Here is a 14,092-nt window from a genome sequence, read left to right as displayed (position 1 = left end):
GGCCGCCGCGATGACTGGGCCGGCTCGACCGCGCATAGCGGGAAGGATTGGTGCGCCGCGGGCGACGACGAAGGCAACACGGTCGAATGGACGAGCGGCGGCGTGGTGATCAACGGGGAGCAGTTCGACAACTGGCACGATGCGCAGGAGAAGTACGGCAACGGACACGGCGGCCACTGGGGCAGGCCGAGCGGCTATACGGTTCAGGGTGAATACTTCGATACGCTCGAAGAGGCGCGAGCGCGCTATGGCGACGAAGTGGGCAAGAGCATCCCGGTGCGCAAGCACTACCGCATGGCGGCGTGGATGAAGTTTCCCTATCCGCTCGTGGTGATCATCGCCTATCTGCTCATCGGCTTTACGGCGAACGAGTGGGGCACGGGCTTGTTCGTGTTCTTCACGATACCCGTGTACTACATGATCGGCCATACGGTCGAATCTAAGAAGGTTGCGCACTTCGTTGGGGGTTTGTATCCGATCGCCGTGGTGGCGTGGTTTCTATGGATGGCGTTCGTTTTGAATCAGCCGCATCCCGCGTGGGTCGCGTTTTTGACGATTCCCCTCGTCGAGTGGGCCGTGCATTCGGTATCGCGCTGGTGGCGCCGCCGCAAGAAGCAGGCATCGGTCATCGACGTCGAGGCGCAGTAGGTGCTGCGCGCTTTTCCCCGATGAGCACCGCTCGATCCGAATGTACTAGTTCTTTATGACAAAGATGGTACAATGGCTGCAGTGCGTCGAAGCGGATAGGGCAATGGGGTTGCCGTCGGGGGAAAGCGTTTTGGTTTTCAGCTCGTACATCGTATGGTATCTCTTCCTTGCAGGAACGGCTGCGGGGGCGTTTGTGGTCGCATCGGCCTGCTCGGCCTACGATGCACTTCGGCAGACGGACGATTCCGAGGAAGTTGCCGTTCGCGTCCAAGCGGGATTTCTTGCCGCCCCCGTCATCATCGCATTTGCGGCCCTGTTCCTGCTCCTCGACCTGGGTTCTCCCGAGCGCGCGTGGCTTGTCGTGCTTTCGCCGTTCGAATCGATCGTGTCAACGGGCGCTTGGCTCGTTGCGCTGTTTTTCGCTCTGTCGGCCGCCGTTGCAGTGTGCGGGTTGGTGATGCGCCGCATTCCCCCATGGTTTCTCTGGTTGGCGTGGACCGTCGGAAGCGCGCTGGCCTTCGGCGTGATGACGTACACGGGCCTCTTGCTGTCGGATATGGTATCGATAGACTTTTGGCACAGCTGGCTGCTCCCGGTGCTGTTCGTCGCCTCGTCGTTTGCCACGGGACTCGCGCTCGTGCTCGCGTTCGGGGTTCTGGCGAGCGGGGGCAAAAGATCGACCTCCTGCTGCCTGTGGAAGGCGAGCGGCTTTGTCGGGATTGCCGAAGCCCTGGTGGTGATCTTGCTTTTTTGTAACCGGTACGGCTACTCCGATGCCGCGCGAGCGTCGTGCGACATGCTGTTTACGGGTGATCTTGCGGGTTTCTTTTGGACAGGCGTGGTGGGATGCGGAATGCTCGTACCGCTCGTGCTGCACGCTCTGCATCGCAGCGCGCATAACGAAGCCTTCGTTTTCGCCGCTTCCGCAGGGGTGCTCGTCGGAGGCTTTTTCGTGCGGTTCTGCATTGTGGGCGCGGCGCTGTACAGCCCGCTCGCGATAGGCGGTTTTGCATGATTGTCATAGTTTCTTATGGCAATACGGGCGACCTCCTGTATCATGTACGGGAACATTTCGAGCGGGAAGAGCAGTTGTAGGATACCTTGGAAGACGCCAGTAAGACAGTTCAGATAACCATCGACAGCGACAGCGGCATACCTATATGGTTGCAGCTGAGGAACCGCCTGGTCTACCTCATCGGGTCGGGTCATTTCGCGGTGGGCGATAAACTGCCGACGGTCCGCGAGCTTGCTGTTGACCTGGGGATCAACTACAACACGGTCAGCAAGGTCTACCAGGATATCGAACGCGACGGCTACATCGCATCCTACCGTGGCCGCGGAACCTTCGTATCCGATAAGTACTTGAGCAATGCCGGTGCGGCCGATAACGAGGCCGATTCTCTGGTCGATGATTTTATACGGCAATGTCGGGAGTTTGGGATTCCTCGACAGGATATCGTCTCGCTCGTCGAGCGGCGCTTGCGGGAAGCGGAGTAAGTAGATTCAAGGGGCTCGCCATGAAGTTTAGTTTTCGCAGCGAAAAGAAGAAGGACGTATCGAATCCGAAGCTCGACGATCGCAGAACGGTCGCGGCTACGGAGTTGGAGCCGAACGAGGCGACGCGCGTAGGCGTTTACGTGTTCGCCATCGTTATGTTCGCCGTAGGCTTCGCTGTCGTGTTTCTTGCGACGCTCGCGTGGATGTCGGTCGTAACGGTGATCGCCGCAGCGGCTGCCGGCTTGCTGCTTGCCACCTGCGTGCGCATCGCTCCGCAGTGGGAGCGCGTTGCGGTACTGCGTTTGGGGCGGTTCCACCGTGTGGCGGGGCCGGGCGTTTACGTGCTGCTTCCCTTCGTCGAGTACGCCGCCATCCACGTGGATCACCGTATCATGACCTCGTCGTTTTCAGCCGAGGCGGCGCTGACTGCCGATCTGGTTCCCGTCGACGTCGATGCGATCCTGTTCTGGCTCGTATGGGATGCCGAAAAGGCGTGCCTTGAGGTGGAGAACTACCCGAAGGCCGTGCTGTGGTCGGCGCAAACCGCCATGCGGGATGCGATCGGGCAGATCAACCTTGCCGATCTGTCCATGCGCCGCAAGCAGATCGACCGCGAGCTGCAAGAGGTCATGGGTGCAAAATGCGAGCAGTGGGGGATAACGGTTATGTCGGTTGAGATCCGCGACATCGTGATTCCGCTCGAACTGCAGGACGCCCTGTCGAAGGAGGCTCAGGCCGAACGTGAGCGGAATGCGCGCGTTATTCTGGCCGAAGTGGAGAAGGACATCTCCGAGATGTTCGTGGAAGCCGCCGACGTTTACGACAAGAATCCCAAGGCGCTCAAACTGCGTGCGATGAACCTCGCGTACGAAAGCGCGAAGGACGGCAACGGCATGGTGCTGGCCCCAAGCTCGCTTGCCGACGGGTTCGACGTGAGCAAGATTCTGGGTGGCGACTAGGTGTGTCGTCCCTCGCCAATGGCCCCTTCGTTGAGCGCCCCTCTCGCGCAGTACGTGCCCTTCCTTCGCTGAGCGCCTCGCCCCCCCCCTTGAGCACGGAGCGTTGTACGCTTATCGCCGCGAGTGTGGATGCAGCCGTTTTCTGCGCTGCATCCGCTGTTTCCTGTGTGCTCGATGCGGCTGTTAACCGCTTCGCTATTCCATTGGGATCGGAGGCGGACTGCGACTGAGGTGCACGCCGAAGGCTCCCTTTGCCATAGGTAATGTGCAACCTACGTCGTTTTGTGAAAAAAACGACGTAGGCGGCATGACGTGCAATACCGTTTCGCCTGATCGGGGAGAGACGGTGCTTCCGAAAAGCGAATAATCTTTCACAAAACGACGTAGGTTGCATGTTCCCTATTGTGATGTCGGCAGATTTCGATCCGCTTGCGTCGCGCCTGCTCGGGTTGGGCGGGGTCGCGATGCCGCTAGCGCGGTGCTCGGCATTGGTAGGCGATGGGCTTACTGGAAGGCAGAAGCAGGTTTCGCGGGGTGCGGGCGATGCGCCTCAGAGCTTACCGAAACCTTGCGTATTTTACTTGAAAACCTTACGCGTTTCCAACACTATGCAAGTTATAAATACCAGATCAAATACCCAAAACACCAAATCTTTACAGCGGATACGTGGTACTCTGCCCACATGATGATCATTCTTTCGCATATCTCCGCTTTGGAATTCTGGCGATCCGGCAAAGAGTTCGTGCTTCGGCGCCCCGATCGCTTTCCCGAGGTGGACGTGATAGGGGAAGGCGCGCAAAATCTGACCAGCTCCCGGATTAAAAAGCTGCGCAACCAGGGATTCGGGTTTTTATCGGAACCAACTCACCTTCTCGTGCCAAGCGATCGGATGAGATCGGTGAGAAACAACGTGGTTTGCCATGTGTGCTCTCGGCGCATCCCCAAAGGGTCGTTCATCCAAATTTGCGAAGGCGTTTACGTCTGCCGCCCCGAGCTTGCGTTTGTCCAAGCTATGCGTGTCCTCGCATTTCCCGTTGCGGTATTGACGGGATTCGAGATCTGCGGTGCATTCCGCATGCCCGTTAATAACCAGCCCGCTCTGTTCCAGCGTTCGCCCCTGACCACCGCTGCGGCGATTGCCGACTATCTTGAGCAATGCGGGGGCATGCATGGGATCGTCGAAGCGAAGCACGCGATGCGCTACGTTCGCGACGGATCGGAATCGCCTATGGAGGCGAAGCTGGTAATCCTTCTGTGCTTTCCGATCAGCTTGGGTGGATATGGCATTCCGCTGCCCGTGCTCAACCAGACGATACCGACAACCGATGCTGTTCGAAAAGCAACGGGTCGAGCAAGTTTTCGGTGCGATCTTTTGTGGCCGCAAGCCGGTTTGGCGGTCGAGTACGACGGGGCGGACCACGGCGAGAGGATTGCGGACGATTCGATACGGCGCACAGCGTTAGCCGAACTTGGCGTTCATACGGTTGTCACCGTTACGAAGCGGCAGATGCAAAACGAGGCCGAACTTGATCTGGTGGTTCAGCGGCTAAAGCATTGCCTTGGCATAAATCGCCGAATGCCGACGCGCGATTGGTCGGCTCAGCGCGCCATCTTGCGGCGTACGCTTCTTTACGGTGATGATTCACCGATATATTCTTAAGATAGCATAATCTAATTGCTATATTGTACTATTTCAATATGATAATATGATTGGAAAGATCCGGCCGGTCTTTACAATGGTTTTGGGACGCTGGGTGCGCGTGAACGAGACGAGGCGACGTTACGTGTTGCCATCGACCTTTTGTCGAACGCTTCCTGCGGTGTTCCACTGTAAGCATTGAGGAGGAGAAATGACGGGAGAGAAAAGTCTGCAAAGCGGGCTTACTCGCAGGAGCTTTCTCAAAGCGTCTGGTGCTGCTGCGGGCGCGTTGGGCATAGCCGGAGCTGCGGGCATGGTAACGGCCGAAGGGTGGCTGTCTCCGACGGAGGCTCACGCCGAGCCGGAAGAAAGGGTGGCGCATCTTTGCCACCAGTTCCATTGTTTAACCGGATGCAATTTGAAATGCACCATTCGCGACGAGCGCGTTGCGCTTATCGAACCGAGCGATCTTGTCGATGAAGGCCATCGAACCATATGCCTTCGCGGCATCAACGAAGTCGAGCACATCTATTCGAAGGATCGTCTGCAGACCCCGCTCAAACGCGTTGGCGAGCGAGGCGAAGGGGAGTTCGTGGCTATCAGCTGGGATGAAGCCATCGACGCCATCGCCACGGCTATAAACGACTCGTGGGCAAAGCACGGAAAAGATTCTGTATTCATTCGCAAATCAACCGAAGCATCGATCGGCTTTGATTTTATCGGACAGCTCCTTCTGGCGGACCAAGGTGGAAACTGGGGTCTCGACCGCGGCCAACCAAACGGCCAAACGCCGGCGTTCGGTGCATTCAGCTACTGCCCCTCGCGCTCTATCTGGGAATTCTCCGATGCCGCCACCATCATCGAAGTGGGGCATAACCCGCTTGAAAGCGGCATCGTGTGGTCGCGTGCTTTGATGGACGCAAAAGAAGCCGGAGTCTACATTGTCGCCCTCGATCCGCGCTTCAGCGGTACGGCATCGAAGGCCGACCTGTGGCTGCCCGTGCATCCCGGTACCGATGCCGCTGTTATCCAAGGCATGATCCGCGCCATTCTCGACGAAGGCTGGTACGACGAGGACTTCGTTAAAGCCAACACGTCTCTGCCGTTCTTGGTGGATCGGAAAACCGGCAAGAGCTATCGTAGCGATGAGGTTACGTGCCCCAACCCGACGGTTGTAACCGCCGAAGAAACGGGGGCCCCGTACGTATGGGATAAGGTGAGCGACTCCCTCAAACTTTACAGCGAGGAGGGCATCGACCCCGTGCTCGAGGGCTCGTGGAAGATCGACGGGAAAGAGCTTGCTACCGAGTTTACGCTGATGAAGGAATGGATCTCGGACTATTCGATAGACTGGGCTGCAGAAACCTCCGGCATCGATAGGCAAACGATCGTTGATCTTGCCGATCGCTATGCAAACAACGGCCCTGCGATCATCGACTACGGCCTTGGCGGCCCCGATAAATACACGAACGCCGACGTCCTCGGTCACTCCATGTCCATTCTCACGGCCATTACGGGCAACTACGGTCGCAAAGGCTCCGGGTTCGGATTCTACGGCGGCGTTGGCGCGGATAACCCCGCAGCGACTTTGAACTTCTGGGCTTTGCCGGAGGAGTACCACTACAACGATTCCGGCATGGCCATGTACGAAATGCCGTACATGGAGAACAACATCCATTGCGCCCTGACGTTCGGCGATGCCTTCACCCTTGAAGCCGCAAGTGCCAACGATACGCTGGAATGGGTGAAGAGCCTCGATTTCTTTGCGATCATCGACATATACCATTCGTCTGCCGTCGACTATGCCGACATCGTTTTACCTGCTTGCACAAAGTTCGAGTGCGAGGAAGACGTCAAGCAGCTGCGTGACAGCTTCGGGTATGTCATGCTTGCGAACGGCATGATCGATCCGCTGTTCGAATCGAAGAGCGATCTGCAGATAGAGCGCTTGCTCGCAGCGAAATGGGGATTGGATCATCTGATACCCGAAACCTACGAGGAGTTGGCAAAGTTCTCCCTTGACGGCGTCGATAAACTCGATCCGAACATGAGGGGCATAACCTACGATGCGCTTCTCAAGAACGGCGGTTGCATGCCGGTAGCGGGAACCGGCGACGATTGGCGGCCCGATGGGCACGCCGACCAGGTGTACACGACGCCTTCGACGAAGATCGAGTTGTATTACGAGTACCTGCTTGACCAGGGCCATCAATTCCCCGTCTACGAAAATGCCAACGAAGCGTACGAGAGCAACCCGCTGAAGGAAACCTACCCGCTGTACTTCATGCAGGGCAAATCCCGCTATCGCATCCACGCGTATTACAGCTCGTCGCAATGGTTCCAGGAGGATTTCGGCCCCTGCGTCAACATCTTCCCGTCCGACGCCGAGGCTCGCGGCATAAAGACCGGCGACGATGTGAAAGTATTCAACGATCGCGGTTCGTTCGTGTGCACTGCGCTGGTAAATCCAGGCTTGCAGCCCGGCGTGCTTTTCATGGCCGAGACGACCTACACGAAATACTACAAAGAGGGCTTTCTGCAGAATGTGACGAACTCGGCGCGCAACGAGCGTTGCTACGCAATGTTCCATGGCCCTCAGATCCCCTATAACGACACTCTCGTCCAGATCGAAAAGGCGTAGGTGATACGAAATGACTAAGCTTGGAATGGCGATCAACCTGACGCGCTGCATCGGCTGTCAGACGTGCGCCCATGCATGCAAAATGCAGAACAACGTGCCTACAGGCATGCGCTGGAATCGCGTTATTACCGAAGGCTGCGATGTTCCCGACGGAGCACTCGGGGAATATCCAAATCTCTATCGCACCTATCTGCCTATCGCGTGCCAGCACTGCGAGAACCCCGCGTGCCAAAAGGTGTGCCCGACGGGTGCGACGTATAAGGATGACCAGGGGCGCGTCGAGGTCGATTACGACAAGTGCATCGGCTGCCGCATGTGCATGGCGGCATGCCCGTACAACGCGCGCGTTTTCAACTGGGAAGACCCGGTGCGCGACCCTGATTTCAACTATGGCGACAAAAGCGTTCCTGTCCGGCAGAAGGGCGTCGTCGAGAAGTGCACGCTCTGCAAGGAACGTACCGACCGCGGCGAAGACCCCATGTGCGTAGCGTGCTGTCCGACAAGGGCGCGCGTGTTCGGCGATCTCGACGATCCGTCGAGTGAAATATCAAAGCATCTCGCGGGAAAGAAACCCACGCAGTTGCTTGCCGAAAAGGGCACTGAACCGCAAGTCTACTATTACGAGTAAGGGGTGAGGAACAATGAAAACATCGAACACGTTTAAGATAACCGCCGCGGTTCTGGGTGTCCTCACCGTTGCGGGCGTCGCCGCCTGGATCTACCAGCTCATGGGCGGCCTCGGCGTCACCGGCATGAACAACGGCACCTCGTGGGGCCTCTACATCACCTGCTTCATGTTCTTCGTCGGACTCTCGGCCGGCGGCCTCATCGTGGCCTCCTCAGCGTCGGTCTTCCACGTGAAGGAGTACAAGAAGGTGGCGCTGCCCGCGGTCATCCTCTCAACCGTGTGCATCTGCCTGGCGGGCATGTTCGTGCTCATCGACCTCGGCGGCATCCAGCGTATCTACCAGCTGCTGCTCTCGCCGAACGTCATGTCGCCCCTGTTCTGGGACATCTGCGTGATCACGCTGTACCTAATCATCAATATCGTGTACCTGTACTTCATGGTTTCGAAGAAGGCCGATCCGCGCAAGGTGGCCATCGTGTCCCGCTTCGCGCTGCCCATCGCCATCCTCGTCCACAGCGTGACCGCGTGGATCTTCGGTTTGCAGATCGCGCGTGAGGGCTGGTACTCGGCCATCATGGCGCCGATCTTCGTGGCGTCGGCGTTGGATTCGGGCCTCGCTCTGCTCATCCTCGCGCTGTCCGGGCTGAAGAAGGCCAAGGTGTTCGACACTGACAAGAAGCTCATTGCCAATCTTGCGGGATTGCTGGCAACGTGCATCGCCATCGATGCCTTCTTCGTGGGATGCGAGGTATTGACCGTGGCGTACCCCCAGGCTGCGGGGGGAGCGGCGCTGCTTGGCGAGATGTTCGGCGGGTCAACGGCGCTCTTCTTCTGGGGCGAGATACTCATCGGGCTTATCATTCCGTTCTGCATCCTCGTGTTCGCGAAGAACCGCCAGAAAACGGGACTGGTGATCATCTCTTCGGCGTGCGTGGTCGTCGGCGTGTTCTTCAAGCGCGTGTGGCTTCTGTTCACGTCGTTCATCCATCCGAACATCTATGGTGCGCCGGGCATCTCTTCGGGATCGACCGAGGCTGCTCATGCGTCTGGTACCAGCATATGGGCGACTGTCGGCGCCTATGCCCCCACGTGGGTCGAGATCGTGGTGGTCGTCGGCGTGATTTCGCTCGGGGCGTTGGCTTTCATGCTGCTTGCGCGGCGCTTCCTTGCGAAGGCCCCGAAGGCTGATGTCGGCGATTCGGCGGTCGACGACCGGGCGGCAACGGCTGCGCAGACTGTCTAGCGGGTTCGGCTCGAGTGAATGGAAGGGAATTCGATGAAGGTACTGAATGCGGATGCATGGCTGCTTCTCAGCGAAACGTACGGTTTTATCGGCAACTCGCTTCTCAAGCCCATGAGCCAAACCCCCTCGATCGGACTTGATCCGGCATTTTGGGACGAGTTTCCCGCCACTTTCTCAGGCGAGAGGGTTGACGCTGGGCTCGCGAAGCTGCGCGACTATGCTGTGGCTGCAGGCGAGCTCGGCGAAGATGGGGCCATCGAGAACGCATCGGTCGAGTATACGCGTCTGTTCATCGGGCCTCCTGCCCCCGCTGCTCCACCGTGGGAGACGATGAATCGAGCAGACGGCGTAACCGTCGGGTTCGGTGAGGCGACGTTCGCCATGCGCAGGCTCCTGCGCGATGCGGGCTTCGAGCTGAAGAACGAGAACAACCAGTACGAAGACCATATCGGGATCGAGCTTCTGTATCTGTCAGAACTGTGCCGGAGGATCGCCGATGGGGAGCCGGGCGCCCTCGATCCTACCGAGATGGAATCGTTTATCGAAGAGCACCCGCTTGCATGGATCAGTGCTCTGCGCGGCAAGGTCGAAGCCGAGTACCCCCATGGCTACATTGCGGGGATGTTGGAGCTCGCTGAAGGCGTGCTGATTTGGCAAAGGGAGGCGGTTGCTTCGTAGGCTCGGATAGTCCTCGTGCGAGACGCTCAACGTGGCTGCATTCTCTTGGATGCAGCCACGTGCGTTTTCTACCGTGGCTCAATTCCTGTGCGATCCGTGGAAGGGATTAGGGTCGGCAAGGTATCCCTGAAGATATCCATGTTGTCGGTCAAGAGAAGATGAATCTGTTGATTTCGATGCTCGATCTTTGCAGGTGCTGTACTCAGCTTCAAATAGATGATAAGATATCTATATAGATATCTCGATAAAGGAGCTGCTATGGCAGACTTAGGTGGCGTAAAAACACGTCTATGCTCGTGGGGCACCTCTCGTGCGGTGCGTATCCCGAAAGACCTATGCGAAGCGGTAGGCATCGATATCGAGTCGCAACTGAGCATGAAAGCGGGAAGCGATGAATTGGGCTCGTACATCGTAATCCGCCCCGGTGAGTCAGAGCATAGACATTTCAGCGATGCACAGTATCGCTCGATGGATGAAATCTTTGCGGGATACGACGGGGATTTCAAGCCGACCGAATTCGATTGGGGTAACGACGTCGGTGCGGAGGTTGTCGAATGAGCTCTCTTGAGCAAGGAGACGTCATCGAAATCGATTTCAGCCCTTCTGCCGGGCATGGGCCTGCAAAAAAGCGTCCTGCCGTGGTTGTGAGCGGATATGGCTTCAATACTCGTTCGAGTCTCGTTACGATTGTACCCTTGACTTCGAAGGACAATGGCTATCCTCTGCATATACGATGCGAGTTTGATGGAGCGTCAGGTTTTGCGTGCGTAGAGCAGATGCGCAACGTGGACGTCGAAAGTAGGGGTTACGCGATACTGGGCTGCGCGGACAACAGGACCATGCGGTCGATCATGTCGGCGATTCGGGGCATGCTCGAGCTGCGTTAGCCGTTCAATCTATCTCCTCCCGCGCCCTCTGCCGCGCATGGCATGCGAGAACGCAGCGGCGCTGCGGGTGTTTGACTTCGGCACGTAGTGGTTTTTTAGCTCAGCCTCCGCTTTCGAGGTGTCGTAGCTCTCAAGCTGCATGGTGGGGATTTTCGTTCCGAGCAGCTTCTCGATTTCGAGGAGCTCGGGTTTCGCTTCGGGGCTCACGAACGAGATGGCGTAGCCGGTTTCGCCGGCGCGCCCGGTGCGGCCGATGCGGTGCACGTAGTCTTCGGGGTTGTCGGGCAGATCGTAGTTGATCACGTAGTCGATGTTCGATACGTCGATGCCGCGGGCGAGCACGTCGGTTGCGATGAGCACGTCGACCGTGCCTTTGCTGAAGCTGTCGAGCGCCCGCTTGCGCTGCGATTGCGTTTTGTCGGAATGGATGGAATCCACGCGGTAGCCGGCCCGTTTCAGCTGGTTCATGCATATTTCCGAACGGGTTTTTGTTCCGGTGAAGACGATGACGCGCTTGCTGCCCCGCTCCTCGAGTACGGCGCGCAGCAGCTCGGGCTTCTTCATCTGGCCGATCGGGATGATGAACTGATCGACCGTATCGGCGGTCTCGCCCTTGTGCGACACCTCGACGAATGCGGGGTCTTTGAGGATCGGCGAAACGTTCTGCATGACCTTGCGATCGAGCGTTGCCGAGAAGAGCAGCGTTTGACGCGTTTTCGGGGTGGCGGCCACCACCTTCTTCATAGTCGGCCAGAAGCCCATGTCGAGCATGCGGTCGGCTTCGTCGAGCACGAGCACCTCGACCTCGCCGAGCTTCACGTCGCCTCGCTCCATGAGGTCGTAGAGCCTGCCGGGCGTGGCTACGAGGATGTCGACGCCCTTTTTGAGCTTGGCGAGCTGACCTTTGTACGGCATGCCGCCGACAACCGTGAGCATGCGGTGCCCCGACCCTTTGGCGAGCTCGACAAAGGCGGCATCGATCTGCTGGGCGAGCTCGCGCGTGGGGCTTACGACAAGCGCCTTCGGGGAGCCGGGGCGCTTCGCCCGCCCGATGCGCTCGATTATGGGCAGCGCGAACGCCGCAGTCTTGCCGGTTCCGGTCGTGGCGGCGGCTACGACGTCGCGGCCTTCGAGGGCGAGCGGTATCGCCTGCTCCTGTACGGGGGTGGGTGCGATGAACCCCATCTTGGCGACGGCCGCTAGGGTCGTCTCGGACAATCCGAGCTCTTGAAACGTTGTACTCACGGTGCTTCTCCAAAACATACTATGGTTTCGTGCGCCGCAGCGCACGCGCTCGGACTAATCTCCGAGCTTCTCTGACAGGTTGATCCACAGCTCCTCGAGTTCGGCTATCTGATCTCGAAGCGCCTGAAGTTCCGCTTGCTTGTCGCCGAGTGCGACGAAATCGGTCGGGTCGATATCGTGCATCGCAGCCTGCGTCCGATCGGCTTGCTCTTCGAGCGCGGCGATTTTGCGTTCGGTCGAAGCGAGCGTTTTGCGCGCTTGGTACGCCTTGCCGCCGGTGAGCGCTGGTTGCGTATCGGCGGATCCATCCCGGGTCGCATCGCACGGGGCAAGCTTGCCTGCGGCCTGCTTCGCGCCGCCGCTTCCCGCAGCTTCGTTACGCTCGTCGATCACGCGCAAGAACTCGTCGACGCCACCTGGCATGTGACGTATCCTTCCGTCGATGAGCGCATACTGGTCGTCGGTTACGCGCTCCATGAGGTAGCGGTCGTGGCTGACGAGGATAAGCGTGCCCGGCCACGAGTCGAGCAGATCCTCCATCGCGGCGAGCATGTCGGTATCCATATCGTTGCCGGGCTCGTCCAAGATGAGAACGTTGGGCTCTTGCAGGAGCGTGAGCAGCAGTTGAAGACGGCGCTTCTGGCCGCCCGAGAGATCGGATACGCGTGCTTGCAAGTGGCTGCGCTCGAAGCCGAGGCGTTCGAGCAGTTGCGCGGGCGTAATGCTCTTGCCGTCGATCATGTAGCGGGTATGATAGCGTGCGAGCACCTCTCGCACGCGGTCGGTGCCGAGGTCTTCGAGTTCGTCGAGCCGCTGCGAGAGCACGGCGACACGGACGGTTTTACCGATTTTCACGCGGCCTCTGGTGGGGGAGAGCGCTCCTTGGATTACGCGGAGCAGCGTGGTTTTGCCCGCTCCGTTCTCGCCCAGGATACCGTAGCGGTCCCCTGGGCCTATGAGCCAGGTAACATCGTCGAGCACGGTTTTCTCGCCGAACGATTCGGTAACGCGCTCGAGGTCGATAACTTGCTTGCCGAGACGCGCCACGGCAACCCGCTTGAGTTCGAGCGGATTTCGAATGGGCGGCTCGTCTGCGATGAGCTCGCGAGCGATGTCGAGATGAAACTTCGGCTTGGAGGAGCGCGCCCGCGCGCCGCGTGAAAGCCAGGCGAGCTCTTTTCGGGCGAGGTTCTTTCGCTTCTGCTCGGCCACCTGGGCTTGGCGGTCGCGCTCTACCCGTTGCAGGATGTAGGCCGAGTAGCCGCCCTCGAACGGGTCGACGACCCCGTCGTGCACCTCCCACATGGCGGTACAGACCTCGTCGAGGAACCACCGGTCGTGCGTGACCACGAGCAAGGCGCCCTCGCCTTGCGTCCATCGGCGCTTGAGGTGCTCGGCAAGCCAGGCGATGGCGTGGACGTCGAGGTGGTTGGTGGGCTCGTCGAGCATGAGGACATCCCAATCGCCGATGAGCAGACGGGCCAAATCGACGCGCCGCCGTTGGCCGCCCGAGAGTTCGCCAACGGTTCCGTCCCAGGGGATATCGCCGAGAAGGGCCGCGATGATCTCGCGGACGGTGCGATCGGAAGCCCACGTGTATTCGGGTACGTCTCCTACGACGGCGTGCTCGACGCTGTCTTCGTCTCCGAGGTTGTCCGCCTGCGCCAGCCTGCCTACGGTAGTACCGCTCCTGCGAATCACTTCGCCCGAATCGGGCTCAAGCGATCCTCCGAGCAGCGAAAGGAGCGTCGATTTGCCATCGCCGTTCTTACCGACGATGCCAATGCGGTCGCCCGTGTTCACGCCGAGCGTGACGGGGTCGAACACGCGCTTTGTCGGGAATTCGAGCTCAACGTCTTTTGCTGTGATGAGTACTGCCACGGACATCCTTTCCTCGAACATCTATGATAGCGCAAGGCCGCGAGGGCTGCTTGCCTCAGCGGTTGGCGGATGGCGCTTCTCGAGCGAAAAAAACGACGCGCCCGCCCGATTGGCGGATCGGACGGGCGCGTTGCGCTGCGTGCGCT

At 59.0% G+C, this 14,092-nt stretch carries 12 protein-coding genes and 1 pseudogene; 11 read left to right on the top strand and 2 right to left on the bottom strand.

The window, feature by feature from the left end; translation table 11 throughout:
- The 11 genes and pseudogenes from C1722_RS08435 to C1722_RS17870 form a co-directional block, all read left to right on the top strand.
- Nucleotides 1-648: pseudogene (locus C1722_RS08435) on the top strand (helix-turn-helix domain-containing protein); the annotation flags it as partial.
- Between the two features lie 55 nt (nucleotides 649-703).
- Nucleotides 704-1,663, top strand: a complete 960-nt coding sequence (nrfD, locus tag C1722_RS08430) for an NrfD/PsrC family molybdoenzyme membrane anchor subunit (protein ID WP_102378831.1) — start codon at nucleotides 704-706, stop codon at nucleotides 1,661-1,663.
- Between the two features lie 86 nt (nucleotides 1,664-1,749).
- Complete coding sequence (locus C1722_RS08425; protein WP_244411896.1) at nucleotides 1,750-2,145, top strand: GntR family transcriptional regulator; 396 nt, start codon at nucleotides 1,750-1,752, stop codon at nucleotides 2,143-2,145.
- A 20-nt stretch (nucleotides 2,146-2,165) separates the two neighbouring features.
- The gene (locus tag C1722_RS08420; protein ID WP_102378830.1) at nucleotides 2,166-3,104 is read left to right on the top strand and encodes a slipin family protein; all 939 of its coding nucleotides are present in this window, start codon (nucleotides 2,166-2,168) and stop codon (nucleotides 3,102-3,104) included.
- A gap of 478 nt (nucleotides 3,105-3,582) precedes the next feature.
- On the top strand, nucleotides 3,583-4,764 hold the full coding sequence (locus tag C1722_RS08415) for a hypothetical protein (protein WP_146040629.1): 1,182 nt from the start codon (nucleotides 3,583-3,585) through the stop codon (nucleotides 4,762-4,764).
- A 190-nt stretch (nucleotides 4,765-4,954) separates the two neighbouring features.
- Nucleotides 4,955-7,384 carry a molybdopterin-dependent oxidoreductase gene (locus C1722_RS08410; protein WP_102378828.1) on the top strand — a complete coding sequence of 810 codons (2,430 nt, stop codon included), beginning with the start codon at nucleotides 4,955-4,957 and terminating at the stop codon, nucleotides 7,382-7,384.
- 10 nt (nucleotides 7,385-7,394) lie between these two features.
- Complete coding sequence (locus C1722_RS08405) at nucleotides 7,395-8,012, top strand: 4Fe-4S dicluster domain-containing protein (protein ID WP_102378827.1); 618 nt, start codon at nucleotides 7,395-7,397, stop codon at nucleotides 8,010-8,012.
- Between the two features lie 13 nt (nucleotides 8,013-8,025).
- Entirely contained in the window at nucleotides 8,026-9,255 is a 1,230-nt protein-coding gene (gene nrfD, locus C1722_RS08400; protein WP_102378826.1) for an NrfD/PsrC family molybdoenzyme membrane anchor subunit, read from the top strand.
- 33 nt (nucleotides 9,256-9,288) lie between these two features.
- Nucleotides 9,289-9,933 carry a TorD/DmsD family molecular chaperone gene (locus C1722_RS08395; protein WP_102378825.1) on the top strand — a complete coding sequence of 215 codons (645 nt, stop codon included), beginning with the start codon at nucleotides 9,289-9,291 and terminating at the stop codon, nucleotides 9,931-9,933.
- Nucleotides 9,934-10,191: 258 nt separating this feature from the next.
- Complete coding sequence (locus C1722_RS08390; protein ID WP_146040628.1) at nucleotides 10,192-10,491, top strand: AbrB/MazE/SpoVT family DNA-binding domain-containing protein; 300 nt, start codon at nucleotides 10,192-10,194, stop codon at nucleotides 10,489-10,491.
- Nucleotides 10,488-10,820 carry a type II toxin-antitoxin system PemK/MazF family toxin gene (locus tag C1722_RS17870; RefSeq protein WP_102378823.1) on the top strand — a complete coding sequence of 111 codons (333 nt, stop codon included), beginning with the start codon at nucleotides 10,488-10,490 and terminating at the stop codon, nucleotides 10,818-10,820. The genes C1722_RS08390 and C1722_RS17870 overlap by 4 nt, the downstream gene beginning before the upstream one ends.
- Nucleotides 10,821-10,829: 9 nt before the next feature.
- Here C1722_RS17870 and C1722_RS08380 read toward each other — a convergent pair whose 3' ends face one another.
- A complete protein-coding gene (locus C1722_RS08380) occupies nucleotides 10,830-12,065 on the bottom strand; it encodes a DEAD/DEAH box helicase (RefSeq protein WP_425226280.1) in 1,236 nt (411 codons plus the stop codon).
- A gap of 54 nt (nucleotides 12,066-12,119) precedes the next feature.
- A complete protein-coding gene (locus tag C1722_RS08375) occupies nucleotides 12,120-13,952 on the bottom strand; it encodes an ABC-F family ATP-binding cassette domain-containing protein (protein WP_219724290.1) in 1,833 nt (610 codons plus the stop codon).
- Nucleotides 13,953-14,092: the final 140 nt, after the last annotated feature.

Origin of the sequence: Raoultibacter timonensis (assembly GCF_900240215.1) — a bacterium.
Lineage (GTDB): Bacteria > Actinomycetota > Coriobacteriia > Coriobacteriales > Eggerthellaceae > Raoultibacter > Raoultibacter timonensis.
This window is presented reverse-complemented; position numbering and strand designations above follow the sequence as displayed.